The 25,176-nt window shown below is 68.5% G+C and carries 27 protein-coding genes and 1 pseudogene; 19 read left to right on the top strand and 9 right to left on the bottom strand.

Going from position 1 to position 25,176, the window contains the following annotated elements; all coding sequences use genetic code 11:
• Positions 1 to 156: 156 nt before the first annotated feature.
• Both ACFXN1_RS38435 and ACFXN1_RS38430 read right to left on the bottom strand, forming a co-directional pair.
• Positions 157 to 819 (bottom strand): PadR family transcriptional regulator, encoded by a 663-nt coding sequence (locus tag ACFXN1_RS38435; RefSeq protein ID WP_379400635.1) that lies wholly within the window; start codon positions 817 to 819, stop codon positions 157 to 159.
• A gap of 85 nt (positions 820 to 904) precedes the next feature.
• A complete protein-coding gene (locus tag ACFXN1_RS38430; protein WP_379400634.1) occupies positions 905 to 1,702 on the bottom strand; it encodes a helix-turn-helix domain-containing protein in 798 nt (265 codons plus the stop codon).
• 132 nt (positions 1,703 to 1,834) lie between these two features.
• Here ACFXN1_RS38430 and ACFXN1_RS38425 point away from each other — a divergent pair, with 132 nt between their 5' ends.
• The 3 genes from ACFXN1_RS38425 to ACFXN1_RS38415 all read left to right on the top strand — a co-directional run bounded on the left by ACFXN1_RS38425 (position 1,835) and on the right by ACFXN1_RS38415 (position 4,049).
• Positions 1,835 to 2,878 carry an NAD(P)-dependent alcohol dehydrogenase gene (locus tag ACFXN1_RS38425; RefSeq protein ID WP_379400633.1) on the top strand — a complete coding sequence of 348 codons (1,044 nt, stop codon included), beginning with the start codon at positions 1,835 to 1,837 and terminating at the stop codon, positions 2,876 to 2,878.
• A gap of 157 nt (positions 2,879 to 3,035) precedes the next feature.
• Positions 3,036 to 3,593 carry a hypothetical protein gene (locus ACFXN1_RS38420; RefSeq protein WP_379436443.1) on the top strand — a complete coding sequence of 186 codons (558 nt, stop codon included), beginning with the start codon at positions 3,036 to 3,038 and terminating at the stop codon, positions 3,591 to 3,593.
• A gap of 33 nt (positions 3,594 to 3,626) precedes the next feature.
• The gene (locus tag ACFXN1_RS38415) at positions 3,627 to 4,049 is read left to right on the top strand and encodes a hypothetical protein (protein ID WP_379436444.1); all 423 of its coding nucleotides are present in this window, start codon (positions 3,627 to 3,629) and stop codon (positions 4,047 to 4,049) included.
• Here ACFXN1_RS38415 and ACFXN1_RS38410 read toward each other — a convergent pair.
• Complete coding sequence (locus tag ACFXN1_RS38410; protein ID WP_379400630.1) at positions 4,046 to 4,780, bottom strand: VIT family protein; 735 nt, start codon at positions 4,778 to 4,780, stop codon at positions 4,046 to 4,048. The genes ACFXN1_RS38415 and ACFXN1_RS38410 overlap by 4 nt on opposite strands.
• A 105-nt stretch (positions 4,781 to 4,885) precedes the next feature.
• Here ACFXN1_RS38410 and ACFXN1_RS38405 point away from each other — a divergent pair, with 105 nt between their 5' ends.
• Positions 4,886 to 5,971, top strand: a complete 1,086-nt coding sequence (locus ACFXN1_RS38405; RefSeq protein ID WP_379436445.1) for a calcium:proton antiporter — start codon at positions 4,886 to 4,888, stop codon at positions 5,969 to 5,971.
• On the opposite strand, the gene ACFXN1_RS38400 is transcribed toward ACFXN1_RS38405, so the two are convergent.
• Positions 5,972 to 6,202 (bottom strand): nuclear transport factor 2 family protein, encoded by a 231-nt coding sequence (locus ACFXN1_RS38400; protein WP_354850256.1) that lies wholly within the window; start codon positions 6,200 to 6,202, stop codon positions 5,972 to 5,974.
• 383 nt (positions 6,203 to 6,585) lie between these two features.
• Between ACFXN1_RS38400 and ACFXN1_RS38395 the strand changes: the two genes are divergently transcribed.
• From ACFXN1_RS38395 to ACFXN1_RS38355, 9 genes are read left to right on the top strand one after another with little or no spacing between them, the layout of a single operon-like run.
• Entirely contained in the window at positions 6,586 to 7,422 is an 837-nt protein-coding gene (locus ACFXN1_RS38395) for an ABC transporter permease (RefSeq protein ID WP_379436447.1), read from the top strand.
• On the top strand, positions 7,422 to 8,285 hold the full coding sequence (locus ACFXN1_RS38390; protein WP_379387864.1) for an ABC transporter permease: 864 nt from the start codon (positions 7,422 to 7,424) through the stop codon (positions 8,283 to 8,285). The genes ACFXN1_RS38395 and ACFXN1_RS38390 overlap by 1 nt, the downstream gene beginning before the upstream one ends.
• A 3-nt stretch (positions 8,286 to 8,288) precedes the next feature.
• The gene (locus ACFXN1_RS38385) at positions 8,289 to 9,317 is read left to right on the top strand and encodes a mammalian cell entry protein (RefSeq protein ID WP_379436449.1); all 1,029 of its coding nucleotides are present in this window, start codon (positions 8,289 to 8,291) and stop codon (positions 9,315 to 9,317) included.
• On the top strand, positions 9,314 to 10,366 hold the full coding sequence (locus tag ACFXN1_RS38380; protein WP_379436450.1) for an MlaD family protein: 1,053 nt from the start codon (positions 9,314 to 9,316) through the stop codon (positions 10,364 to 10,366). The genes ACFXN1_RS38385 and ACFXN1_RS38380 overlap by 4 nt, the downstream gene beginning before the upstream one ends.
• Entirely contained in the window at positions 10,354 to 11,430 is a 1,077-nt protein-coding gene (locus ACFXN1_RS38375; protein WP_379436452.1) for an MlaD family protein, read from the top strand. Before ACFXN1_RS38380 ends, ACFXN1_RS38375 begins: the two co-directional genes overlap by 13 nt.
• On the top strand, positions 11,430 to 12,512 hold the full coding sequence (locus ACFXN1_RS38370) for an MlaD family protein (protein WP_379436453.1): 1,083 nt from the start codon (positions 11,430 to 11,432) through the stop codon (positions 12,510 to 12,512). The genes ACFXN1_RS38375 and ACFXN1_RS38370 overlap by 1 nt, the downstream gene beginning before the upstream one ends.
• Entirely contained in the window at positions 12,509 to 13,678 is a 1,170-nt protein-coding gene (locus ACFXN1_RS38365) for an MlaD family protein (RefSeq protein ID WP_379436454.1), read from the top strand. Before ACFXN1_RS38370 ends, ACFXN1_RS38365 begins: the two co-directional genes overlap by 4 nt.
• Positions 13,675 to 14,631, top strand: coding sequence for an MlaD family protein (locus ACFXN1_RS38360; RefSeq protein ID WP_379436456.1), 957 nt, complete (start codon positions 13,675 to 13,677; stop codon positions 14,629 to 14,631). The genes ACFXN1_RS38365 and ACFXN1_RS38360 overlap by 4 nt, the downstream gene beginning before the upstream one ends.
• Positions 14,632 to 14,653: 22 nt before the next feature.
• Entirely contained in the window at positions 14,654 to 15,235 is a 582-nt protein-coding gene (locus ACFXN1_RS38355; protein WP_379400621.1) for a hypothetical protein, read from the top strand.
• A gap of 63 nt (positions 15,236 to 15,298) precedes the next feature.
• Here the strand turns inward: ACFXN1_RS38355 and ACFXN1_RS38350 are convergent, their stop codons facing one another.
• Together ACFXN1_RS38350 and ACFXN1_RS38345 are read right to left on the bottom strand one after the other, a co-directional pair.
• The gene (locus ACFXN1_RS38350; protein WP_379436457.1) at positions 15,299 to 16,891 is read right to left on the bottom strand and encodes a GMC oxidoreductase; all 1,593 of its coding nucleotides are present in this window, start codon (positions 16,889 to 16,891) and stop codon (positions 15,299 to 15,301) included.
• Positions 16,892 to 16,996: 105 nt separating this feature from the next.
• The gene (locus tag ACFXN1_RS38345; protein ID WP_379436459.1) at positions 16,997 to 17,542 is read right to left on the bottom strand and encodes a YdcF family protein; all 546 of its coding nucleotides are present in this window, start codon (positions 17,540 to 17,542) and stop codon (positions 16,997 to 16,999) included.
• Positions 17,543 to 17,667: 125 nt separating this feature from the next.
• On the opposite strand from ACFXN1_RS38345, the gene ACFXN1_RS38340 reads away from it, so the two are divergent.
• Positions 17,668 to 18,534 (top strand): LLM class F420-dependent oxidoreductase, encoded by an 867-nt coding sequence (locus tag ACFXN1_RS38340; protein ID WP_379436555.1) that lies wholly within the window; start codon positions 17,668 to 17,670, stop codon positions 18,532 to 18,534.
• A 57-nt stretch (positions 18,535 to 18,591) separates the two neighbouring features.
• Positions 18,592 to 19,398, top strand: coding sequence for a nuclear transport factor 2 family protein (locus tag ACFXN1_RS38335; RefSeq protein WP_379436460.1), 807 nt, complete (start codon positions 18,592 to 18,594; stop codon positions 19,396 to 19,398).
• Here ACFXN1_RS38335 and ACFXN1_RS38330 read toward each other — a convergent pair.
• Together ACFXN1_RS38330 and ACFXN1_RS38325 are read right to left on the bottom strand one after the other, a co-directional pair.
• Positions 19,395 to 19,622 carry a hypothetical protein gene (locus ACFXN1_RS38330; RefSeq protein ID WP_379436556.1) on the bottom strand — a complete coding sequence of 76 codons (228 nt, stop codon included), beginning with the start codon at positions 19,620 to 19,622 and terminating at the stop codon, positions 19,395 to 19,397. The two genes, ACFXN1_RS38335 and ACFXN1_RS38330, sit on opposite strands and share 4 nt — an antisense overlap.
• A 112-nt stretch (positions 19,623 to 19,734) precedes the next feature.
• Entirely contained in the window at positions 19,735 to 20,745 is a 1,011-nt protein-coding gene (locus tag ACFXN1_RS38325) for an AraC family transcriptional regulator (RefSeq protein ID WP_379400617.1), read from the bottom strand.
• Positions 20,746 to 20,815: 70 nt separating this feature from the next.
• Between ACFXN1_RS38325 and ACFXN1_RS38320 the strand changes: the two genes are divergently transcribed.
• The 4 genes from ACFXN1_RS38320 (at position 20,816) to ACFXN1_RS38305 (ending at position 24,375) form a co-directional block, all read left to right on the top strand.
• A complete protein-coding gene (locus ACFXN1_RS38320; RefSeq protein WP_379436462.1) occupies positions 20,816 to 22,312 on the top strand; it encodes a flavin-containing monooxygenase in 1,497 nt (498 codons plus the stop codon).
• Between the two features lie 134 nt (positions 22,313 to 22,446).
• Entirely contained in the window at positions 22,447 to 23,142 is a 696-nt protein-coding gene (locus ACFXN1_RS38315; protein WP_379436463.1) for a hypothetical protein, read from the top strand.
• Between the two features lie 345 nt (positions 23,143 to 23,487).
• The gene (locus ACFXN1_RS38310) at positions 23,488 to 23,892 is read left to right on the top strand and encodes an Rv3235 family protein (RefSeq protein ID WP_379400614.1); all 405 of its coding nucleotides are present in this window, start codon (positions 23,488 to 23,490) and stop codon (positions 23,890 to 23,892) included.
• A 135-nt stretch (positions 23,893 to 24,027) separates the two neighbouring features.
• Entirely contained in the window at positions 24,028 to 24,375 is a 348-nt protein-coding gene (locus ACFXN1_RS38305) for an Lsr2 family protein (protein ID WP_040860441.1), read from the top strand.
• Between the two features lie 112 nt (positions 24,376 to 24,487).
• Here the strand turns inward: ACFXN1_RS38305 and ACFXN1_RS38300 are convergent.
• Positions 24,488 to 25,176: pseudogene (locus ACFXN1_RS38300) on the bottom strand (hypothetical protein); the annotation flags it as partial.

Here is a 25,176-nt window from a genome sequence, read left to right as displayed (position 1 = left end):
AAAACCCCGAACCGTCCCGCGCGTGGAGAACCCAGTTATCCTGTAGTTGCCAAACTCGGTGCCGGGTTCGCCTGCACGGACGCGGTTCGAGACGGTGTGTTCCCGGGCTTCGGCGGTGGTGTTGCAGCACCCTCGCCGGGGCCCGGTCCATGTGGATCAGTCGTGCTGGGACTGCGGTGTGTCGGCTCCCCCTTCCGCCGGCTCTGCGATGTCGGCGGGCATGACGCCGTCGCGATGCCAGGCCCGCCAGCCCTCCACGTCCGGGAAGCTGCCGTCGGCGAGCGAATCGCGCAGTGCGCGTGCCCATTCGGACTCCGCTGCCAGCATGGCCAGCTCGTAGTCCTCTTCGATCAGGAACAGCCGCGGCACTGTGCCGTCCAGGGCGGCCAGTTGGGTGCGGCTTTCGGCAATGGTCCGGTCCAGCTTGGTGATTCGCTGGGTGAGCAGGTCGACGACCTCGTCGGGCGGCAGCACCGAGGCGACGGACAGCCCGGCCACGAAGCGGCGCTTCTCCGGCTCGGGGTCGGCGATGAGTTCCCTGGTCCAGTCGGTGAGTTCGGCGCGCCCGGCGTCGGTGATCCGGTAGATGGTCCGTTCCGGCCGGGCGCCGTCGCGTTCGCTGCCCGCGATCTCGAGGAAGCCGTGCTTGGCGAGGTTGTCCACGACCGTGTAGAGCGAGCCCCACTTGACGCTCATGTCGTTGTCCTTGCCCCATGCCCGCAACTGCGCGGCGATCTCGTATCGATGCATGGGTTTGACGACGACGGCGGACAGCACCGCCAGCCCCATCAGATTGGCGACCTTGCGCCTGCGGGCCATCCGGCACCCCCTTACTCGTCTACGAATATACGTCTACGAGTATTCGGCGACAAGCATTCGGCCGGAATCGAGCTCCGATCGGCGTCTACGCGTGGGCGAAGCGGGCGCGCAGGTGGTCGGAGGTGGCCTGGTCGGCGGGCAGGAACGCCTCGAGGTGCAGCTCGGACAGGGTGATGTCGGTGGCCGTCGCGAACGAGGTGACAGTGGTGATCAGCCGCAGCTCGCCCGCCTCGGACCGCAGCCGCAGCGGCACCGCGAAACCCAGATGTCCCGGGCCCGGCTCCACCGGCGGCAGATAGCCGTCGAGTTCGGCGATGAGCGCGTCCAGCGCGGGATCGGGGCTGCGGCCCGCGCGATTGCGGAGGCTGTCGGTGACGTGCCGCCCCCACTCCGGCAGGTTCTCCACCCGCCGGCCCAGCCCGTCCGGATGCAGGGCCAGTCGCAGCACATTGATCGGGGGCTCCAGCAGCTCCGGCGCACAGCCCTCGGTCAGCAGCTCGAATCCGGGATTGGCCGCCACCAGCACGCCGAACGGCCGGGTCACCACGGCCGGATACGGCAGATGCCCCTGCAGGATGGTGTCGAGCGCATGCCGGACCGCGTCGAGTTCCGGTGCGTCCAGCGAGGATTCGGGAAAGATCGGCGCATAGCCCGCCGCCAGCAGCATTGCGTTGCGCTCCCGCAGGGACAGTCCCAGCACCTCGGCCAGGCGGACCACCATGATCCGTCCCGGCTGTGAGCGCCCCTGCTCCAGGAAGCTCAGATACCGCTGGCTGGTCTCGGCGGCGATGGCCAGATCGAGCTGACTCAACCGCCGCCGTGTCCGCCAGCCGCGGAGCTGCTGTGCGAACGGTGTGGTCGTGGCCGGGGCCATGGTCGTCATACCTCCACTGTGTTCGAGGCGGTGTCGCGTCGCGATTCCCTCCAGGGAATCGTCACACGGACGGGGAGCCGCGCCGTGATCATTCCCTGCAGGGAATCGCGGTGGCGGCCGGCGCGGCACAGACTCGGAGCCATGAGCGATGGACATGATCAGAACCCGAATGGTGTTGCCTACCACCTGGATCCGCTGCGCGGCATGGCCGGATTGAGCACGGCGGTGCAGGCGCCGCCGATCCCCGGACCGCACCAGGTGCTGGTGCGGGTGCGCGCCGCCTCCCTGAACCGGCGCGACATCATGCTGATGGAGGGCACCTACCCGGTGCCGGCCCGGCCGGGCGTGGTGCCGCTGGTGGACGGCGTCGGTGAGGTGATCGGCCTGGGTGCGGGCGTGACCCGCGCGGCGCTGGGCGACCGGGTGATGGGCACCTACTTCGTCGGCTGGAACGACGGCCCGCAGACCCGGGCGCTGAGCGGTGAGCAGTACGGCGCGACCCACGACGGCTGGCTCGCGACCTACGTGCTGCTGGAAGAGGATTCGGTGGTGCAGGTGCCGCCGTATCTCACCGACGCGGAAGCCGCCGCCCTCACCTGCGCGGGTCTGGTGGCCTGGGCCGCGGTGACCAAGCCGGTGCCGGTCGGCCCGGGCGACACCGTGCTCACTGTGGGCTCGGGTCCGGTCGGCCTCTTCGCGGTGCAGCACGCGAAAATGCTGGGCGCGCAGGTCATCTCCCTCACCTCGTCGCCGGAGAAGGGCGAGCGCCTGCGCAAGCTGGGCGCGGACGAGGTGGTGGACCGAACCGTGACCCCGGACTGGGAGCGGGTGGTGCTGGAGCTCACCGACGGCCTGGGCGTAGAGCGCGTGGTGGAGGCGGTGGGCAAGCGGACGCTGGCGAAATCCCTTGCGGCCACGGCCTACAACGGCGAGGTCGTGCTGATCGGAGCCTTCCCGGCCGAGCCGGGGCAGCAACCCGCCGATCCGCTGGGCGGCAAGTATGCCGGCCTGCGCCGCATCGCGGTGGGCAGCCGGGCGGATCTGGAGTTCATGAACCGCACCATGGCCGAGCACGGCATGCGGCCGGTGATCGATCGGGTGTATCCGTTCGAGCGGGCGGTCGAGGCGTTCGAATACTTCGAGACCGGTGACCCGTTCGGCAAGGTGGTGCTCACCCTGGATTGAGCGCAACTTACTGGCAATCGGTTTGGATAGATATCTACCTGGAACTATTTCCTTACCTTGTAGCCGGTTCAGATAATCAGCAAATCTGTGTACCGTGCCTTGAAGGAGAAGCATTTCGGATCTACGAGCGTGTGCTTCGAGCCGAAGGAGTTCCCCGATGGCGGTGGGCGCGGTACGCGAGAGACCCGGTGCGGCGGGGGAGGAGCCCGCCGTCGCAGCGAATGACGGGACCCCCGGTCTGACCGCGGTGGGGACGATGCCCGCCAACGTGCTCGGCGGCCTCCTGGTCCTCTCGTTCAGCGTGATCGTCGCCCTCATCGGCGGCACCATGTGGGCCGCGCTCGAGAGACCCGGTGGCGCCGAAACACCGGACACCCCACCGGCTTCCACGTCCACCGCCCCGGTGTCCGTCAAGGCACAGCCCCAGGCGCCCCCGCCCGCCACCTCCGCCGCTCCGTCACCACCACCGCCACCGCCCGCCCCGGCCGCAGCGCAGAATCCCACGCCCGCCCCGGCGCCCGCACCTGCCCCTGCCCCCGCCCCGCACACCGAGCAATACGTCCCTCCGCCCGCGCCGGTCCAGGTGGCTCCCGAGCCGCCCGCACCCGCCCCGGTGGCGCCGCCTCCACCACCGGCCCCCGCACTGCCGGACATTCTGGCCCCGATCCTCCCGTTCCTGGTGCCGCCCCCGCCCCCGCCCCCGCCCGCTCCCTAGTTGTCGCCGCCCGGAATCCGAAGGAGGACAGCCATGCTCGGCACGGCAGACGAGATCGGGCGCGACCACGGCGATATCGACCCCCGGCGGCTGGGCCGCGTGATCCTGGCCGCCGTCCTCATGGCGATGGCTGTCGGGGCGGGCATCTGGCTCACCTCGTCCGGTGATCGCCCGATTGCCGACACCTCGATCGTGAATGTCCCCCGGCCGCGTCACGACCATGTCGCCCCCGCTCCGCATCCGCCCAATGTCGCGCCCGCTCCGCGCCCGCCCAATGTCGCTCCCGCCGAACAGGTTCCGTCCGTTCCGGGACCGGCCTCGGATCCGGCTCCGCCAGTGGTGATTCCGGCGCCCGTCGCACCGCATCCGGTGAATATCCCGGCGCCGGTGGGCCCGGACGGCGGGCCGGCGAATCCGCTCGCGCCGCTGGTGGATTCGGGCCGGCCCTCCGGCTAGAGTCCGGAAATCCCTGCCAGCTGGCCGATTCCGTAGGTGACGGCCATGGCCAGCGCACCGCCGATGACCACCCGGAGCACGGCGCGGCGTGGATTGCTGCCACCGAGCCGGGCGCTCACCGACCCGGTCAGGGCCAGCGCCACCAGCACGGCGGCGAAACAGACGGGGATGCGCCACTGGGTCGGGGGCAGCAGGATGGCCAGGATCGGCAGGATGGCGCCGATGGTGAAGGAGACGGCCGACGACAGCGCGGCCTGCCACGGATTGGTGAGTTCGTGTGGGTCCAAACCCAATTCGGCCTCGGCGTGGGCGGCGAAGGCGTCGTGTGCGGTGAGTTCCTGGGCCACTTGGCGGGCGGTCGCGGCGGACAGGCCCTTGGCCCGGTAGATCTGGGTCAGCTCGGCCAGTTCGTATTCCGGCTCCTCGGCCAGCTCCCGCTTCTCCTTCGACAGCAGGGCGCGCTCGGAGTCGCGCTGGGTGCTGACCGAGACGTATTCGCCGACCGCCATGGAGATGGCGCCGGCCGCCAGACCCGCGACGCCGGCGGTGAGGATGGCACTGGAGTCGGTGGACGCGGCGGCGACACCGACCACCAGGCCGGCGGTGGAGACGATGCCGTCATTGGCGCCCAGCACGCCGGCCCGCAACCAGTTGAGGCGGGCGGCGAGGCCCTCGTCGTGCGGCTCGTGCGGGTGCGGTAGCGCTGCGTCGGCGGCTCCGGTGTCGTCCACGTGGGCAGCCTAATTCACCGGGACGCACTCATGCGGTAATGCGTTCGGGGGAGGCATGGCTCCCATTTACGGGGTGTGCGGACGGTTTGCTGCAACGATGGGGTCATGGTGGGTTTCTGCAGGCGGTACTGGCCGGCCATCCTCCCGGTGCTGGGCGCCGCGGTGCTGGTGGTGGCCTGGGGCCGGCAGCTGAGCCCGGTCCCGGCGGTACTGGTGGGAGCCGTGCTGATCGGCGCGGTGCTGGCCGCGGTGCGCCACGCGGAGACGGTCGCGCACCGGGTGGGCGAGCCGTTCGGATCACTGATCCTGGCGGTGGCGGTGACCATTATCGAGGTCGGGCTGATCGTCACGCTCATGGTGTCCAGTCCGGAGAAGTCCGCCGCGCTGGCCCGCGACACCGTCTTCGCCGCTGTAATGATCACGTGCAACGGCATTTTCGGACTCTCGCTGCTGGTGGGCGCGCTGCGGCGGCGGGTGGCGGTCTTCAATGCCGAGGGCACCGGCGCAGCGTTGGCCACGGTCACGACACTCGCGACGCTGAGCCTGGTGCTGCCCACCTTCACCACCAGCGAACCCGGCCCGGTGTTCTCGACCTCGCAGCTGGCCTTCGCCGCCGTGGCGTCGCTGGTTCTCTACGGCGTCTTCGTCATGGTGCAGACGGTCCGGCATCCGGACGACTTCCTGCCCGTCGAGGGGATCGCGGCCGTCGACGATGAGCACGCGGAGCCGCCCACCCGTGGGCAGGCGTTGCTGAGTCTGGGTTTGCTGCTGGTTGCCCTGATCGGCGTGGTCGGGCTGGCGAAGGTGGACACACCGAATATCGAATCCGGTATCGCCGCGGCCGGGCTGCCACAGTCCGCGGTCGGTGTGGTGATCGCGATGCTGGTGCTGTTGCCCGAAACCATTGCGGCCGTGCGTACTGCGCGCCGCGATCGGGTGCAGATCTCGCTGAATCTGGCGCTGGGTTCGGCCATGGCCAGTATCGGACTGACCATTCCTGCCATCGCGCTCGCCTCGGTCTGGATCGAGGGTCCGCTCATGCTCGGCCTGGGCGCGACCCAGATGGTGCTACTGGCATTGACCGTGGTGGTCGGCGCGCTCACCGTGGTGCCCGGACGCGCGACCCTGCTCCAGGGCTGTGTGCACCTGGTGTTGTTCTCGGCCTTCGTTTTTCTGGCGGTCAGTCCGTAATCAGGAGTTCCAGCGATAGATCTGGCCGTCGCGCAGTTCGTAGGACGTCGCGGGATTGGTGGCATCGTGCCGGGACAGCAGCGCCATGACGCGGGTTCGTCCGCGGGTGGTGACGCCGTCCTCGGTCCAATGCACATAGGGATGCACCAGTTTCGCGAATTCCGCCCAGTCGCCGGCTTCGATCGTGTGCAGGACCGCCGACACCGTGTTGTCCACAGCGACAGTGAACACGCACTGTCCGCGTTTCGCGTGGGTTCGATGGGAAATTGGGGTTGCTGCGAGATCACTCTATTCGGCTTCAGGTATGGCTGAGGGCCCCGAAACCGCCTCGCCGGGGGTTCGCCCGGGGCGTGCTCAGCGTCATAGTTATAGCCGATCTGCTCTGATAACACGTTCTAGAACTGCAGGTCACATGGCTATTCGTCCCGCTGACCGGGACTGACTCCGGATGTACCGGTAGGTAACTTGGAGGTTCCGATCACACCTCGAACCGATTTGATGTAACTCCGCGTAACCATTAGCTTTGATGGCAGGCAGTGTTGCCGATCACGGAGAAGAAATTTGAAGCTCGCCACCACACGTCGGTTCCGGCGTCTCGAAGAAGCAGTCCTGCGATGACCCGGGCCGTCCCTAGTCGGTCCGCCGTGCGCATCGTGCGTGACAACTTCTCCAGCACCTCGGTGGCGTCGCTGCGCACCTTCGGTCGCGCGGTCGGAATTGCCGAGGAAGCGGTGGTCGGCACCGTCACCGATATCGCGCGCCGCCAATTCCAATGGAAAGAAGCCATTCTCCAGGCTTGGCGGCTCATTACCGTGACGGCGATTCCGGCCGTGCTCATCGCGATTCCGTTCGGCGTCATCGTTTCGGTCCAGGTGGGCAATCTGATTCACACCCTGGGCGCGGATTCACTGCTGGGCGCGACCGGCGGCCTGGGCGTCATCAAACAGGGCGCGCCGCTGGCCACCGGTTTCCTGCTGGGCGGCGCGGGCGCCGCGGCACTGGCGGCGGATCTGGGCGCGCGCACCATTCGCGAGGAGATCGACGCGCTGAACACCATGGGCATCAGCCCGATTCACCGGCTGGTGATCCCGCGCCTGGTGGCCATGGTCTTCGTCGCGCCGCTGCTGAACGTGCTCATCATCTTCGTGGGCGTGCTCGCCGGCTACGGCGTCGCCATCGGCGGGCAGGGCGTGACGCCGGGCTCGTACTGGTCCACCTTCGGATCCTTCACCACCACCGCCGATGTGTGGGTGTCGCTGTTGAAGGCTGTGATCTTCGGCTTCCTCGTGGTGATCATCGCCTGCCAGCGCGGGCTCGAGGCGAAGGGCGGCCCGCGGGGTGTCGCCGACGCCGTGAATGCCGCGGTGGTGCTGTCGGTGGTGTCGATCGTGACCGTCAATCTGGTCGCCACCCAGATCACCGATCTCTTCCTGCCCACGAGGCTGGCCTGATGTCGGCAACCTATGTGCCCAAGGGGCTGGGCTGGGCCGCGCGCGCCTATCGCCGCCGTGGCCTGATCCTGCGCCGGGTGGAGAACCTGGGCTTCACGCTGGCCTTCGTCTGGCAGGTGCTGTCGTCGATACCGTTGACGCTGAAGCGCTATCGCAGCGAGACCATGCGGGCCATCTCGGATATGACCTGGGGCCGTGGCTCGGTCATCGTGGGCGGCGGGACCGTGCCGATGATGATCGTGCTCGGCCTGGTCATGGGCGCGTCGGTGGCGGTGGAGTCGTTCACCACGCTGGACATGCTGGGCATGGGCCCGGTGTCCGGCCTGGTGTCGGCCTACGCCACCACCCGTGAGCTGGCGCCGATCGTGGCCGCCATCGGGTTCGCCGCGCAGGCGGGCTGCCGCATGACCGCCGAGATCGGGTCGATGCGCATCTCCGAGGAGATCGACGCCATCGAATCCCTCGGTCTGCGTTCGGTTCCCTTCGTGGTGACCACCCGCGTGCTCGCGGGCGCGGTCGCCATCGTGCCGACCTTCCTGATCGCGCTGATCCTGTCCTACGCGGCCTGCCGCGGGCTGATCACGCTGGTGCACGGGGCGTCTGCCGGTGTGTACGACCATTACTTCTTCCAGTTCGTGTCCGGGTTCGACGTGATCGCCGCGGTGGTCAAGGTGGCCGTGTTCGCGGTGGTGGTCATCCTGATCCACTGCTACTTCGGCTTTTTCGCGACCGGCGGGCCGGAGGGTGTGGGTATCGCCTCGGGTAAGGCGGTGCGCGCGAGTTCGGTGGCCATCGTGGCCATGGACATGGTGCTGTCGCTGTCCCTGTGGGGCTTCAACTCGGCCATTACGTTCACGGGGTAGGGGATGCCGAATTACGGAATGCCGGGTGTGGCCGTCGATCGCAAGCGGGCGATGACGGTCGGCACCGTCGCGCTGGCGCTGGTGGTGGCCGTGGTGGCGGGCTGGGCGCTGTACCGGTCACAGAAAACCGAGACCGGACTGCCGATTTCACTGCACACCGAGCAGATCGGTGACGGCGTGCTGGTCGGCACCGACGTGCGGGCCAATGGCGTGGTGATCGGCAAGGTCACCGAGATCGCGCCGGATCGGCACGGGACACAGCAGATTTCGCTGCGGCTCGATGATGCCGAGCTGTTCGGGCTGGACGACAGCCTGCAGGTGGACTACGCGCCGGCCAACCTCTTCGGCATCAGCGAGATCGAATTGCGCAGGGGCGCGGGCGGTTCCCCGCTGCGCTCGGGCACGGTGCTGGACTTCACCGGCAGCCACGCCGCCGCGGTCTACGACGCCACCATGGGCTCGCTGCTGCGCAGCGCCTCGCAGGTGGGCGGTTCGGTGCTGACCCCGCAGATGGCGTCGGTGATCGCACAGGCCGCGGCCGATACCCAGGCGCTCATGCCGCTGGCGCAGGCGCTCATCACCGCGCAGCGCACCATTACCGACAACCAGAAGATGCCGATGTCGGAGCTGTTCGGCAACCTCGGCCCGGCCTTCGACGGCGGCGGCCGGTTCGCGGGCGCGACCGTGCAGGTGGTGGATCTGATCCGCAGCATGCAGCGGCTGCAGACCGGCCGCGCCGCCTACGACAAGGGCGTCGCGACGGTCACCGGTCAGCTGCTGCCGGCGCTGGCGACCACCTTCACCCAGGCCGGGAATCAGCTTTCCGGCACCACCGACATGCTGGTGCCGGTGCTGACCGCGCTGGCGCAGATGGTGCCGCAGCCGCAGCAGTCCGCGGCCGAATTGCGCCTGCTGCTGGAGCGTTTGCGCGCGGCCATGCCGGACACCGGGCAGGGGACGGTGCTGAATGTGGAGATCGACCTGAAGGGTGTGCCTGCCATCGCGGTGCCGCTGCTGGGAGGGGCCAAATGAGGCGTGCATCGCGCAGCGATTCCATCAGGGGTGGCGGTGGGGCGACGGGTGGGCATGTGAAAGCCGCAGCCTGGCGGCTGGCCTTGTTCGCGGGCGTCATCGTGGCGGTGCTCATGTTGGTGCTCACCGCGATTCAGCGCCCGGTGTCGGGGAAGACCGAGACCCACGATGCCATCTTCACCGACGCCAACGGTTTGAAGGTCGGCGACGACGTGCGCATGTTCGGCGTGCAGGTCGGCAAGGTGAAGCAGATCGGTCTCGAGGGTGCGAAGGCGCGGGTGCAGTTGTCGGTCAAGACCGATGCGCCCGTCTACGACAACTCCAAGCTGGCCATCCGCTACCAGAATCTGACCGGGCAGCGGTACATCGATCTGCAGCAGCAGCCGCAGCCGGGCAACCGGATTCCGGCGGGCGCGCGCATCGGCGAGGACCACACCGTCCCGTCATTCGATGTGACGCAGCTGTTCAACGGCCTGAAGCCGGTGCTGCAGACCATTTCCCCGGAGGCCATCAACCAGTTCAGCGCCAGCATGGTGGCCCTGATCGAGGGTGACGGCAGCGGGATCGGCCCGGCCATGGACGCGATCGGGAAACTGGCGTCGTACGTGGACAACCGGCAGCAGGTGATCTCGACGCTGATCCACAACATGTCGGATCTGTCGGACCGGCTGGGCGGGCGCGTGCACTACCTGGTGCCGCTGCTGAAGCAGCTCTCCGACATCTTCGAGGCTTTGCAGCAGAACATCGGCGGCCTGGCGCAATTCGCGGTCACCGCGCCCTCGGTGCTGCGGCCCATCGACAATCTGCTGCGCTCGCTGGGGATCGACAGCGGGTCCGATGTGGACGCGCTGATCCGCAAGATCTTCCCCGACGCCAAGGAGGCGGTGGACGCCTTCGGCCGCCTGCCCGCGGTGCTCGGCGCGGCCGACGCGGCCCTGCCGACCAGCCCCAGCGGCTGGAAGCCGGTGTGCAGCAAGGGAACCGCCGATGTGCCGGCGGTGGTCAGGGTGCTCGTGTCGGGACAGCAGGTGGCGATATGCAACGGATGACATTGCCCCGCTTCTCGAGCGGGCTCGGTTTGAAACGTGACGATCGGGTGGTCGACGACGCCACCAAGCAGAAGCGGCACCTGCGCAAGGGCATCATCGGCGCGGTGCTGGTGGTGCTGGGCCTGACCGCGGCCGGTGCGCTGTACGTGATCCCGTTCGGCAAGCACACCTACACCGCGGAACTGTCCGAGGCGCAGTCGGTGAAGGCGGGCGACGATGTGCGCATCGCCGGCATCTCGGTCGGCGAGGTGAAGTCGCTGGAATTGAAGCCGGACAAGGTCGTCATGCGCTTCACGGTGAAATCCGATGTGTTCTTGGGCGATCAGACCTCCCTCGACATTCGCATGCTGACCATTGTCGGCGGCCACTATGTGGCGGTGTTCCCGGCCGGGAGCAAGCCGCTGGGGTCGGCGGCCATTCCGGCGGACCGGGTGCGCCTGCCCTACAGCCTGATCGAGACCTTCCAGGACGCGGCCGCCCCGCTCTCCAAGATCGACGGCTCGACGCTGAACAAGAACCTTGCGGCACTGGGCAATTCGATCGACGGCTCGCCCGACACCCTGCGCACCACGCTGGCCACGGTCGACACCTATGTGGACGCGCTGGACAAACAGCGCAGCCAGGTGTCCAATGCCGTGGCCGTGGCCGACGAGTACGTGCGCATGTACGACGGCGCGAAATCCGATCTGGGCCGGCTCATGGACAATGCCAACCTGCTGGTCACCGTGCTCGACGACAAGCATGCCGAGATGGCCGAGGCCATCCGGCTGCTCAGCGATGTGCTCGGCCGGCTCGGCGGCGCGGAACCCACCTGGTCGGATCTGAAGCCCAAGCTGACCGACGCCATCACCCAGCTCGAACAGCTCGGCCAGAAGTTCACCCCGACCCTGACCGCCGCGCAGGACCTGCAGAAGAAGCTGTCGGACCTGGCGATTCCGGACGGCGGCGTGCAGATCGACCAGTCGCAGCAGACCGTCGCGCTGTCGGAGCAGCCGGTGGCGCAGCCGCAGCAGCCCGCGGCACAGCCGCAGGTGTGCATTCCGGTGCCGGGGAAGGACTGCTGATGTTCAAGCGGATGCTCGGATCGCAGGCGTTCATGTCGGTCGCCGGTGCGGTGCTGGTGGTACTGCTGGCGGTGGTCGGGTACCTCCTGTGGTTCGACCCGATGAAGAAGACAGTCTCCTACTGCGCTGTCATGCCCGACGCGGTCGGTCTGTACGCGGGCAACAAGGTGACCATGCGCGGAATCCCGGTCGGCACCGTCGATTCCATCGATTCGGACGGCACCAAGGTCAAGGTGAAGTTCTCCGTCGACGCGAAGTACCCCGTGTACGCGGACGCCGCCGCCACCACGGTCTCTGATTCCATTGTGGCCGATCGCAATCTCGCGGTGCTCAACAGTGGCAAGGATCTGGCGCACTGGGATTCGTCGCAGTGCATCACCAAAACTTTGACGCCCAAGAGCATTACCGAGACCCTGACGGCGCTGGCCGACTTGTCCGCGCAGCTGCAGCAGGCGCAGGCCCCGGATGCGCTGGCGCACGGCCTGTCCGCGCTGGACTCGGCCACCCAGGGCGCGGGCCCGCAGATCAATGAGATCGTCGAGAAGCTGGGTTCGGCGCTGGCCCAGCCGGATGCCGACATCGGGCACCTGGCGGGCATCTTCGACGCCTTCGCCGCGGTCGGTGCGAAGGTCGAGCAGCACTGGGGCGACCTGCGCTCCATGCTGCTGCGGCTGGCCCCCGCCCTGAACAATGCCAGCACCGAATTGCTCGGTCCCGGTGCGCAACTCATCGACCGGCTCGGTGAGGTGCTGCCCATGCTCAATGATCTGGTCACCATCGCGGGCGACCCGATCATGCGCGGTCTCGACGACACCCTGCCGCTGGTCCGGCTGCTGCGCGCCAATGTCGGCTCGCTCTCCGAGGTCATGCTGAAACTCCCGGTGCTGACCACTGCGGCCCAGAACATCATGGGCAACGGCATCACCTACGGCTCTCCGCGCGCGGCCCTGCCGGCCCCGCAGGCCGAACAGGTCTGCGCCGCCGTCAATGCCGTCACCCCGGGCAGCTGCACCGACGCCGCCAACGGCATGGTGAACGTCCCGCTGGTCCCGTTGGTGCTCGGAATGGCAGGTGTGCGATGAGGTTCGGACGCTGGGAGATCGTCGTCGCCACCCGGCCTGGTTCCGGTGCGGGAGAGGGCGGCTCGGCGTGGTCGAAGCCTGCGCAGGGGGCAGGCTCCGACATGCGTCCGCGGGGACGTGCGGCCAGGCGTGCCGGAGCCGCTGTGCTGGCTGCCGGGTTGTTCGCCGGGGCGGGGGGCTGTGCCTTCGACCCGTCCTCGGTGCCGGTGCCGGGCACCACGATTTCGGGGCCCACCTACCGGATTCACATCGAGTTCGGCAATGTGCTGAATCTGCCCGCGAAGGCCAAGGTCATCGCGAATGGCGCGCAGGTCGGTTCGGTCGGCGGTGTGCGCGTGGTGGATTCGGCGCACGCGGGCGGGCGCGGCGGCTATGTCGTGGTGGACGCGGACATCTCGTCCAAGGTGCAGCTGCCGGTCACGACGGTGGCCGAGCTGCGGCAGAACACGGTGCTGGGTGACATCCATCTGGCGCTGACCACGCCGCCGGACGGGTTCGGGTCGCTGCTGAAGGACGGCGGCACCATCACCCAGGACCACACTCGCCCGCCGGTGCAGCTCGAGGACACCATGGCCGCGCTGGCCGCCTTCACCCAGGGTGGGGCCGTGAATCAGTTGCAGGACATCATCAACCACTTCAATGCGGTGCTGCCCCGCGATCCCGAGGAGACCAAGCGGATCGCGCAGAACGCGGCCGGGAACGCGGTGGATCTGGCGGCCAATCTGGACCAGGTCGACAAGCTGCTCGACGGTCTGGGTGTGAACGCCCAGGTGCTGCACGATCGCGCGGACTTCCTGGACCACGAGCTCAGCCAGGAGTCGGTGGACGCCATGACCGGGATCACCGGCTCGATCAAGGGCGTCACGCAGATCTTCGCCGTGCTCGGCCAGCTCGGGCAGTCGCTGGTGTGGCTGGCCCCGCTGGCCACCGCGCTGGATCCGGTGACGCAATCCTTTGCACCGCTGGTGCTTTCGGGACGGCCGCTGGACCTGTCGGTGCCCTCGAACCTGTCGCTGCTGACCTCGCTGCTGCGGGACAAGCTGATTCCGTTCGTCGAGAACGGGCCCAAAGTGAACATCACCGGCATCCAGGCGGATTCGGTCTCCCGAGACGATCAGGTCACCAACATTCTGGCCGGGCTGCGCATGATCGGAGCGGTGCGATGAAGTGGGGTTCGCTGGCGTCGCTGGGCGGCATCGCGGCCGTCACCGTGGTGGGCGCGAGCTATCTGACCTTCGGCGTGGTGCGGGCGGATCCGTTCGCGCACCACACCGACGGGTCCATGGTGATGGCGAATTCCGGTGGGCTGAGCGTGGGGTCGCCCATCCTGCTCACCGGCATGCGGGTCGGCAGGATCACGTCGGTGGACTCCACCGCGCGCGGCATCGAGGTGGGCTTCCGCATCGACGGGGACCGCAGGCTGCCCACCGACAGTGACGTCACCATCGAGCAGCTGTCCGCGCTGGGCGAGCCGTTCGTGGAATTCCGGCCCCGTACCGCGGGCGGGCCGTACCTGAGGGACGGCCAGCGCCTGGATGCCGCCGCGGTGAAGTCGCCGCTGTCCATTCCCGAGGTGTCGCGACTGGTCAACAAGGTCATGAACCAGCTCGACCCGAAGGTCGCGGCCTCGCTGGCGAGCACGCTGGGAGCGGCCTTCCACGACACGGATTCGGCCATGCCGAACCTGGCCCGCGCCGGTGATCTACTGGCCGCCGCGATTATGAGCCGCGAACCCAAGATTGCTCAGCTACTCAACAGCTTCCAGGCGGCGGCCTCGAATATCGATGGCATGGGCGAGGCCACGGCGGCCGCGGCACCGGCGTTCGTGCAGTTCGAGCAGTCGCTCGAGGAGCTCATCAATGCCGTCGGTAGACTGGTCGACCGTGCCCCCGGGCCGCAGGCATATGTCTCCGGCAACGGATTGGCGCCCTTCCTCGCCAAGCTGACCGAGTGGCTGCAGCAGGCCGGACCCGAATTGAAGACCCTCGCGCCCCAATTGCAGCCGCTCGCCGACGCGGCGCGCACCGCCGGGCCTCAGCTCAATATCAGCAGCTTGATCTCGCAGGCGCTCGCGTCCACCGGTGACGGTGCCGTGCGCGTGCAGGTCGGCGTGAAATAGCAGTACCAGCAAGGAGGAGACCATGTCTCAGGACACCGAATCGAAGCAGCCGGTCGACCCGGATCCCGCGCCCGCCCCGGGCAAGACGGTGCAGCTGAAGGTCTCGACCCTGGTGACCGCGGTCGCCGCGGTGCTGCTCGTCGGCGCGCTGGTGACGGTCACCGTGCTGTGGCAGTCCGCGCGCGGCGACCTGAAGGACCGCGACGCCCAGGCCGCGAACGACAAGCACGCCGAGCAGGTGGCCTCCGACTACGCCATGGGCGCGGCCAACCTCAACTTCTCCGACTTCAATGCCTGGACCGCTCGCCTCAAGTCCAACACCACCCCGGCGCTGGCGAGCAAGTTCGATGCCACCTCCTCGAAGCTGCAGGAGATCCTGGTTCCGCTGAAGTGGACCTCGAGCCCGACCCTGCTCAGCTCGCAGGTCACCAATCGCGACAACGGCGCCTACAAGGTGAACGTCTATCTGAACGTCAACTCCACCAATGCGCAGAACCCGGACGGTGTCCTCACCACCATCTACTACACGGTGAGTGTCGACCCCAGGAGCGACTGGAAGGTCACCGACGTCGGCGGCATCGACCTCCCGCTGCCCAAGCAGTAATCGCGCGCCGAAAACCCTGGCCCGCCGCAGCTTTCGAGCTCGGCGGGTCTTTCGGTGCACCCGTCAGGCGGCGCCGCGCAGCTTGTCGGCCAGCCGCACGGCCAGCGCGACGATGGTCAGGGTGGGGTTGGCGTGGCCGTTGGTGGGGAAGACCGAGCTGCCGGCGATATAGAGGTTGCTCATGCCGTGCACGCGACAGTCGCCGTCCACGACGCCGGTGCGCGGGTCCGCCGACATGCGGGTCGCGCCGGTGGGGTGCGCCCAGTCGGTCAGCCGGACCGGGAGATCACTGGCCTCGCGGACCCATTCGTCCAGGGCGGGCGGGCGATAGCCGAGGCGGGCGAACTCGCCGGCGACCAGGGCGGCGGCGCGGCGGACGGTGGCGTCCTCCTGGACGCTGACCTGCCAGTCGATGCGCGGATGCGGCATGCCGAGGCGATCCACGGTGTCGCTCAACGTGATCCGGCTGCGCGGATCCGGGGTCTGCTCCACCATGCAGCGCAGTTCCACATGTTCGAGCTTGCGCGGCAGGCCGGTGTGGTCGATGAGCCGGCGTTTGGCCCCGGAGAGCAGCAGGCCGGGATGGCTGGCGACGGTGCGGGCGTCGTGCAGGTTCATATGCCCGCGCAACAGGTTCTTCACCGACTCCCAGGGGTCGTCCTCGGCGGGTACCTCCTGAATCCACAGGGCGCAGTTGAGGAGTCCCTCGCCGGCCTGGATTTCCGGCGACAGCGCCAGCCCGTGCAGAAAGGTGTGCTTACCGCCGCGGGTTTTCACCACGTATTTGCCGAACCGGTCACGCGCGGCGGCCGAGGTGTGCGGGTCCAGCGCGCCCACCACACCGCAACGATGATCCAGCAGATACCGGCCCACCACGTCGTGACGATTACCGATACCTTCCGGCACAATGCGATTCGACGCGAGCAGCAGGCGCGCGTTTTCGATTCCTCCGGCGGCCAGCACAATTCGCGTCGCACGCACAATACGGGCATTTCCGTCGGAATCCACCACCCGTAATGCCTCGGCCCGGGTGCCGTCCGGATCGGTATCGATATGGGAAACAGTGGCATTCAGCAGAATTCGAACATTGGCCGCAGAGATTTCCCCGGCGTGGACGCCGAATCGCTTGGAGTCGAACGGATCCGCCGGGTCCTTGCTGATCTGCCAGAAGTAGGGCCGCAGCCAGCGCCGGTCCACCTCCGGATGGGCCGGTGTCCGGTCGGCCAGCTCCCAGAACCGGTCGCCGGTGAACCCGGCCCCGTACCCCAGTCCCAGATGTCCCGCCGCCCGATCCAGATATGGTTGGACCTCGGCGAATCCGATCGGCCAGCCGGAGAACGGGACCCAGGCGCGGGCCGCGAAATCCAGTTCGTCCAGCGGTGCGCAGCGTCCGCTCCAGGTGTGCGAACTGCCGCCCAGAATGCGATTGCGGGCATTGCGATACGGCTGGGCCCGCGCCGCGCCGATATTCTCGATGTCATTGAGCGCATCTGTGCCGGGGGCGAGTTCGCGCCCGCCGCTCTCCAGCACCAGCACCCGTAGCGAACTTCCCGCGAGTTCGGCAGCCAGGGTCAGACCCGCCGGTCCGGACCCGATAATGCACAGGTCGGCCGTCAGCTCGCTGTCCCGCACGGCACGAAGGTCGTCGATACGCACCGGAAATCCTCCCGCACCCGCATCCACCCCCGCGACGGACGCGCTTCCCTTTGCCCGGACCTCATCGTAACCGTTCAATTGCGCGGCCGTGGTGCATCTTTCGGCTCAGCATCCGCGCTGCAGAAACGCGCGCACATAACCCGCCGACTGCCGCACATACATCCACGACCAGAACAACAGCCCCGAATCGCTGGGGCTGGCGACCATGGTGATCTGGCCGGAAAAACACTTCCCCACGATGTACCGCGCGCGCGAGACGTGCGGTGTATAGGTCACCACGATGATGTGCTGCCAGTGCCCGGCCTGGGCCCGCCGGCGGATTTCCTCGGCCTCGCCCTGGGTGGTCCACGGATTCGGCACGAAGCAGGAGACCGTGAAGTCGAACCCGCCGTCGCAGTAGCGGTCCATCACCGGGTCGTTCTGGCCGGTGGATCGTGAGATCAGCAGCTCGGGTGCATAGCCCTCCTCGGCGAGCCGCAATCCGACGTCGTAACGCGCGTAGGCCGTCCCGCCGAGCACCACGATGGCGTCGGCCCGGCGCAGCGGATCCACCTGCGGGTGCACGAACACCGGCAGCCCCGCGAACGCGAGAGCGACGATCAGCGCCGTCACGGCGACGATCCCTGCGACGACCCTCCGGAGAGCAGGCACGCCTCCGACGGTACCGATCCCGCCGCCGACCTTCCCGGCGTGATCGTGGGGCAGACTGTATTGCGCACGAACGCATGGCATCACGCACGAAACAAGGCATGTCGTCCCCAACGGAGGAGTTCGCCATGGAGCTGGGCCTGCACTACTGGAACTACTCGCACCCCGCCGCGACCGACCGGATCGCGTCGACGCTGGCGCATACCGCGCGCATTGCCGAACAGGCCGGATTCGCGCAGTTCACGGTCATGGACCACTACTTCCAGATGGAGCTTCGCGGCACCGCCGAGGAACCCATGCTGGAGGGCTACACCACCCTCGGCTACCTGGCGGCGCTGACCGAGCGCATGCGGCTGGGACTGCTGGTGACCGGGGTGATGTACCGGTATCCCGGCCTGCTCGCCAAGATCGTCACCACCCTCGACGTGCTCTCGGGCGGCCGGGCCGAACTGGGCATCGGCGCGTCCTGGTACGAGCGGGAACAGCGCGGGCTCGGCGTACCGGTCGTCCCGATGGCCGAGCGGTTCGAACGGCTCGAGGAGACACTGCAGATCTGCCTGCAGATGTGGGGCCCCGACAATGGGCCGTACAAGGGCGAGCACTACCAGCTGGCCGAGACGCTGTGCGTGCCAGCGCCTTTGAGCCGGCCGCGCCCGCCCATCCGGATCGGTGGCGGCGGTGAGCGCAAGACGCTGCTGCTGGTGGCCCGCTACGCGGACGCCTGCAATCTCTTCGCAAGCAGCCCCGAGGAGGTCGCCGCCAAGCTGGCCGTGCTGCGCGCGCACTGCGAGGCCGAGGGCCGCGACTACGACGCCATCCGCAAGACCGCGGTCTATGTGTCCGATGCCCTCGGCAATCCGGACCAGGTGCTGCGGGAGGTCGAGCAGCTCGCCGCCCTGGGCATCACCGAGCTGGACTTCATGCCCGATGGCGATCCCATCGCCTTCGCGACCGAATTCGCCGAACGCCTGCTCCCGCGCCTGGCGACCATCTAGTCCGGGGCCGGGGCGTTCGGTATCATCGCGCGCGCTTGCCGAGATCTGGAGGACACTGTGCCCGCGAATCCCACCGCCGCCGAACTATTGGCGACCGTCGAAGCGTCACCGCGGGCGGTCGGCGCGCACGACAAGGCCGCCTGGGTGGGCCTTTTCGCCGACAACGGCAGCGTCGAGGACCCGGTCGGCTCGCGCCCGCACATCGGGCGCGCGGCCATCGAACGCTTCTACGACACCTTCATCGCGCCCAACGGCATCGTCTTCGACGTGACCGGTGACGTGGTGTGTGGCATGACGGTCTTCCGAGATCTCACCATCGCCACCACCATGTCCACCGGGGTCACCCTGCACGTGCCCATGCATCTCCGCTACGACCTGGCCGAGGAGGACGGCGCGCTGAAAATCGCTGCCCTGCGCGCACATTGGGAGCTGGCGGGCATGATCGGCCAGCTGCTGGGATCGGGCACGCAGGGCCTGCTGGCGGGGGCCAAGCTGGGCCCGCAGCTGCTCGGCAACCAGGGCATCGGCGGGGCGATGGGCTTCATGTCCGGCCTGCGCGGTGTCGGCGCGGCGGGCAAGCGGGCCGCCGGGCAGCTGCTGGATGCCGTGGCCGCCGGTGACTCGTCCAGTGCCCGTGCGGTTCTGGCTCCGGTCCCGCGCCTGGAGTGGGGTGTGGACGGCGCGATGTCGCTGGAGGACTTCACCACCCGGGTGAAGGGCCTGCGCTGGAGCAAGGCCATTGCCGCCGGGCACTCGGTGACGGTGTCGGTGGAGACCCATGAGGGCCGCGGTATCGCCGAACTGGACTTCGCCGACCGCGGGCTGCGCATCGAGTCGGCGCGAATCTTCGTGCCGGCGAGCTAATCCCGGATCCCGGCGATCTCCGCCAGGGGATTGTTCCCGCTGAACGTGGTGCCCCCGGCCGCGCCGACCACCTTCCCGTGCATGCTGATCAGCCACTGGCCGCACACGCAGCGCAGGTACTGCACCCCGCGGTGGGAGGAGACGGCCGTGGGAGAGGGCCATGCGCAGGAAGGGCATTCGGCGATCATCAGGACATCCTGGGGGCGGGAGCGCCGATTGACCATGATCGACACGCGGCGACTCGCAAATCGAGTGCGTGTCGTGAGCGACTCGCCGTGCGTGATTTGCCAATGGGCCCATCGAAACTCGGTGGCGTCCGGTTGACATCCGGTGTGGTCAGCCCGCTTTGCCCTTGCGCACCGCGGTCGGCGTTGCACCCCACCAGCGCTGGCAGCAACGTGTGAATACCGACTGTTCGGACAAACCGATGAGCGAGGCCACCTGGCTCATCGGCATATCCGTCGTGGTCAGGTAGCGTCGCGCCTCGGTGCGCCGGACCCCGTCGAGAATCGCCGCGAAGCTGGTGTCCTCGGCGGCCAGCCGTCGCTGCAGGGTGCGCGGATGGATGGTGAGCAGCCGTGCCACGGCATCGATTTCAGGGGCGGTGGTGCCCAGCAGCTTCTGCAGGGTGGTCCGCACGCGCGGCGCGATCGCCGTGGCCGCGCCGCCGGCCTGCTGGGCCAGGAAGGCCATCGCCATCCGGTGCAGGTTCTCGTCGCCGCCGGAGAGTTGCCGATTGCCGAGCGCGGCCGGTATCCGCAGCAGTGCGGCCGGACGCTCGATTCGCACTGGCGCACCGAAGAATTCCTCGTACGCCTGGATCGGGGCGGCGGGCCGGTAGGGGACCTCCACCGAGCGCAGCCCGTAGCGGTCCTCGGCCAGGCGCTGAATCGTCCTGTGTACGAAGGCCAATCCGAGATCGGTGCCCTGGACGGGGGTGGGCAGGCCGGGTGCGGTGGCGCCGTAGCGCAGGGCGATGACGCCGCGATCGCCGTACGGGTCGGGTGCCATGGTCAGACTGAGCGAGCGGGCGTGCACGAACAGGTACCGCGAGGTGCAGTCGAGTACCGCGGCCAGGGTGGTGGCATTCCGGATGGCCAGCGCCAGCGGGCCGAGCATGTCCAGGTCCTGCCGCGACGCCATCCGGAGCCCCAGATCCGGGCAGTCGAGCCGATGGGCCGCCAGCTCCAGCACCGCCCCGACCGCATGGTCGGGGACCAGTAGATCGTCGGTGTCCAGGGCGGCGAGGGGCAGTCCGCAGGCGGCGGCCAGCTCCTCGGCGTCCCCGCCGAGCTCGGCCACGGTCGCGCGGAAACCCCGCAGTCCGGCGGATCTGATCACCGACATGTCGTCAAGGATCAAATACTTGTCGTGCAGAGTCAAGAAACCGGATGGCGGGCGCAACAGACTGGAAGTCATGAACGCCGCGCAACCTCTCGCCGAACACCTCGACGTCGTCATCGTCGGAGCCGGGCTCTCCGGCATCGGCGCGGCGTATCGCCTGCAGGCCGAGCAGCCCGGCCGCAGCTACGCCATCCTCGAGGCGCGCGATGCGCTCGGCGGCACCTGGGACCTGTTCCGCTACCCGGGCATCCGCTCCGACAGCGACATGTTCACCCTCGGCTACCCGTTCAAGCCCTGGCGTGACGCCAAGTCGATCGCCGACGGGCCGGCCATCCTGCGCTACATCACCGACACGGCCACCGAGAACGGCATCGACAAGCACATCCGGTACGGCACCAAAGTCGTTGGCGCCGAATGGAACAGCGGCGAGTCGCGGTGGACCCTCACGCTCGAGCGGCGTATCTCCGAGGGCGTCGAGCGCGGCACGCTCACCTGCAACTTCCTCTACTCCTGCGCCGGCTACTACAACTACGACCACGGCCACCAGCCCGAGTTCCCCGGCATCGCCGACTTCGCCGGCACCGTGGTGCACCCCCAGTTCTGGCCCGAGGACTTCGACTACACCGGCAAGCGCGTGGTGGTCATCGGCAGCGGCGCGACCGCGGTCACCCTGGTCCCGGCCATGGCCGAGCAGGCCGAACTGGTGACCATGCTGCAGCGCAGCCCCACCTGGATCTCCGCCGTCCCCGGCCACGACAAGGTGGCCGACCGGATGCGCGAACTGCTGCCGCCGAACCTGGCGCACCGGCTCATCCGCACCAAGAACATCCTGTTCAACATCGGCTTCTACCAGTACTGCCGGCGTCGGCCCGCAGCCGCCCGCAAGCTGCTCACCGGGCTCACCACCCGAATCCTGAAGGACGAGAAGCTCGTCGCCGAGCATTTCACGCCCGAATACAACCCGTGGGATCAGCGCCTGTGCGCGGTGCCCAACGCCGACTTCTTCAAGGCCATGCGCAAGGGCAAGGCCGAGGTGGTCACCGATCAGATCGAAACCTTTGTGCCCGAGGGCATCCGGCTGAAGTCGGGCAAGGTGCTCGAGGCCGATGTGGTGGTCACCGCCACCGGCCTGCAGCTGCTCGCTTTCGGCGGCGTCGACCTGGTGGTCGACGGCGCACCGGTGGAGCTGTCCGAGCAGTTCGTCTGGCAGGGCACCATGCTGACCGGCGTGCCCAACTTCGCGGTGTGCATCGGCTACACCAACGCCTCCTGGACGCTGCGCGCCGACCTCACCTCGCGACTGGTCTGCAAGGTGCTGGGGTACATGGACCGCAACGGCTACCGCGCGGTGGTCCCGCAGCCGCAGCGCACCCTGCAGGAGCGGCCACTGCTGGATCTGGCCTCCGGGTACGTCCAGCGCTCGATCGGCGATTTCCCGCGCCAGGGCGATCGGCATCCGTGGCAGGTGCGGCAGAACTACCTGCTGGACACCGCCATGGTCCTGCGCACCGACCTCGGCAAGACGCTGCGGCCGGTCGCGGCGGCCGAGGTGCTCGAACCGGTCCACTGAATTCGCTTCCGCCACAGTGCCTGCGGTTCGCTCTCGCCGCAGTGCCTCCGGTTCGCTCTCGCCGCAGGGCCCGCGGTTCGCTCTCGTGCAGTGCTTGCGGCTCGCTCTCGGGCCTGCTGGCTAGCATGGCCGCCATGACATCCACGCGGTTCGGCGGTCCGTTGCGGTCGGTGCGGGTGGCGGTCGCGGCGGTCTCCGCGGCGCTGCTCGCGGCGGCCGGCGGCCTCGGCGCCCAGGCGGCCGCCGCGCTGTCCCCGGCCGGGCCGGCGAGCGAGCAAGCGCCGCAGGACCTCTGGACGATCCCTGCCGCGCCCGCCGACTCGGCCACGCTGATCGTGGCCTACAGCTTCGGCAATCGCATTCCGGCGGGCGCGGATCCGGCGCGCACCGTCGGCGATCCCGGACCGGTCAACGAGGCCCTGGCCGCGGCCGTGGTGGCCGCGCGCGGCGATCGGGACATCCCGGTGTACGCGCAGACCGAAATCGCCCAGGTGCTCTCCTCGCGGTACGGAATGACCGATGTGGTGTCCATCGATCCGATGCGCAATGCCGACGGGACCCTGGTCTATCTGTCCACCGACGGGGTGGCCGCGCAGGTCGCCGCACTCCGGGGCGCAGCGGTCGCGGGCGACGCGGCCGCGGTGGTGGCCTTCGCGGACCATCAGTGGCGGGCCACCAGGACAACCGCCGCGCACGGTTTCCGGGCCTTCGCCCCTTCCGGTGTCGCCATGCCCGATCAGTACGACCCGCAGTCCGGGCAGCTGTGGACCACCAGCCGGTTGCTCTACCTGCCCACCGACCTGCTGGGGCGGCTCGCGCTGCTGAAGTAGCCCGAGGGTGCGAACTCTGATTTCGGCCGTCTGCGTTCGGCTGGGCTGCCATGCTTTCGCGCCGTGGGAGGAGTGGAGACGAGAGCGGTGGTCGAGTCGCGGGCAGCGGCGGACTCGAGGGCAGCGGTGGACTCGAGGACAGCGCCGGGCGGATTCCTGCTGCCCGCACCACGATTCGAGCCGCCGCTGGAACAGTGTCGTGGCAATCCGGCGCCGGTCCGCCAGGTTCCAAGGGCAGGCCGCCACGTACCGGAGGTGGGCCGCCGGGTGCCGCAGCCCGATCAGTGGCCGGCCGCCGCCGCGGGCAGATCGCCCGGATGCCGGAATCGAGTGGATCGCCGATCGATGTCTGCTGCGCCCGGATCGGTCGGCCTGCAACGGCTTCTGCGTTCTTCGCATGCTGTGAAAGCCCGGGGTGGTGATGAATGCAACACTGCGGCAAGGCAATTCGCCGGTGCGGCGCTGCGGCTGGCGCTCGAGGTGCTGGACGGCCGCCGTCCGGCGAGGCAGCTGGACCCGCTGGCCGAGCCCGCGGTGGTGGCCGCGGTGCGCACCCTGGCGGGGGCCGGACGGCTACCCGGGCGGGAGCTCGGCACCGCCACCCTCACCAGGGTGGATGTGATCATGGCCGGGCCGGGGCAGGCGGAAGTTTGCGCGGGTTACGACCGCGGCGGGCGGCGTTTCGCGCTCGCCGCCCGCATTGTCCACGGTCGTTCCGGGTGGCGGTTGGCCGCATTCCGGGTGTGCTGAAGACCGGACGGTCTCTGCGGTAATAGCAGAATAGTCTGGTCGCCTCTAATTCGATTCGCGCCTGGTTTGAATCCTGCATCGCGCGGCATTAACATTTCGGCGAATAGCGGCACCTCACACGTGGAAGGGCAGTCCATGGCGAAGAAAGTCACCGTAACTCTGGTTGACGACTACGACGGCGAATCGAAGGCCGACGAGACCGTCTTTTTCTCGATCGACGGCAACGACTTCGAGATCGACCTGTCGAACAAGAACGCCGGCAAGCTGCGGGAGGCCCTGGAACCGTGGACCGATAAGGCCCGCAAGGTCGGTCGTTCCAAGCGGACCGGCAAGGTGGCCGCGGGCGGCCGCACCCGTCCGGCGGTGGACCGCGAGGAGAGCACCGCGATCCGCGAATGGGCGCGCGCTCAGGGGCACCAGGTTTCCTCGCGCGGCCGTATCCCGGCCGAGATCGTCGACGCTTACCAGCGCGCCAAGAATTAACCAGCGCAAATCAAGGCGCTGGGAATTCGCTGGGAGCCGAAGCCTGTGGGCATCGGCTCTAAGCGCGGGGAGGACATTTCAGGCCAATGGCTCGATCCGGATTTCTCGTGCGTCAGGCCGCGCGCAGTAGTGCGGCGCCGCACTCGGGAAGTTCGGCTCGAATCCTTTCCAGTAGGCGTTCGGCGCGGTCGCGATGCGCGGCGGCCGCCTCGGCGTCGCCCTGGGCGGCGGCCAGCGCCGCCAGGATCGAGTCCATCGGGCCGAACTCGGTCATCCCGGTTTCGAGGCCGATCAGGGTGCCGCTGTGCGGCGCCAGGTATTCGTAGAGCCGCTGAATTGCTGGAGTGTCGCCGAGCTCGATGGCGGCGACCGCCCGCAATGCCGACATGAGGACCGGATAGAAGCCCGCCGCAATCGGATCCGAGTCCTCGTACACGCCGCGTGCGCGCTCGCGCTGTCCGCTCTGCAGCAGCGCGAGCGTGTAGGCCGGGGCGGCGGCCGCGGGCAGGGCCGCATAGGCGTTCGCGAGCCGATCCGTCAGGGTCCCCAGTTCACCCCGCGCCCATCCGGTCGAGAGCGCGCAGAACAACTCCGCCTCGGCGTGATTGGCGACGCCGGAAAGCCGGGTACGGGTGGTGAACCGCTGGTACAGCTCATCGGCCGCGTCGATGTTCCCGCGCAGCAGTTCCATGGTCCCGGCGAAACAGCTGACCATATCCAGTAGCGGCTGCAACTGGCCCTCGTCGGCGAACTCCACCGCGGCCGTCGCCCGCCGCCCCGCCTCCCGCAGATCCGCCCGGG

This window comes from Nocardia sp. NPDC059154 (assembly GCF_042755705.1).
GTDB lineage: Bacteria > Actinomycetota > Actinomycetes > Mycobacteriales > Mycobacteriaceae > Nocardia.
Note: the sequence above shows the minus strand (reverse complement) of the source record. Positions and strands in the feature narration are given on the sequence as shown.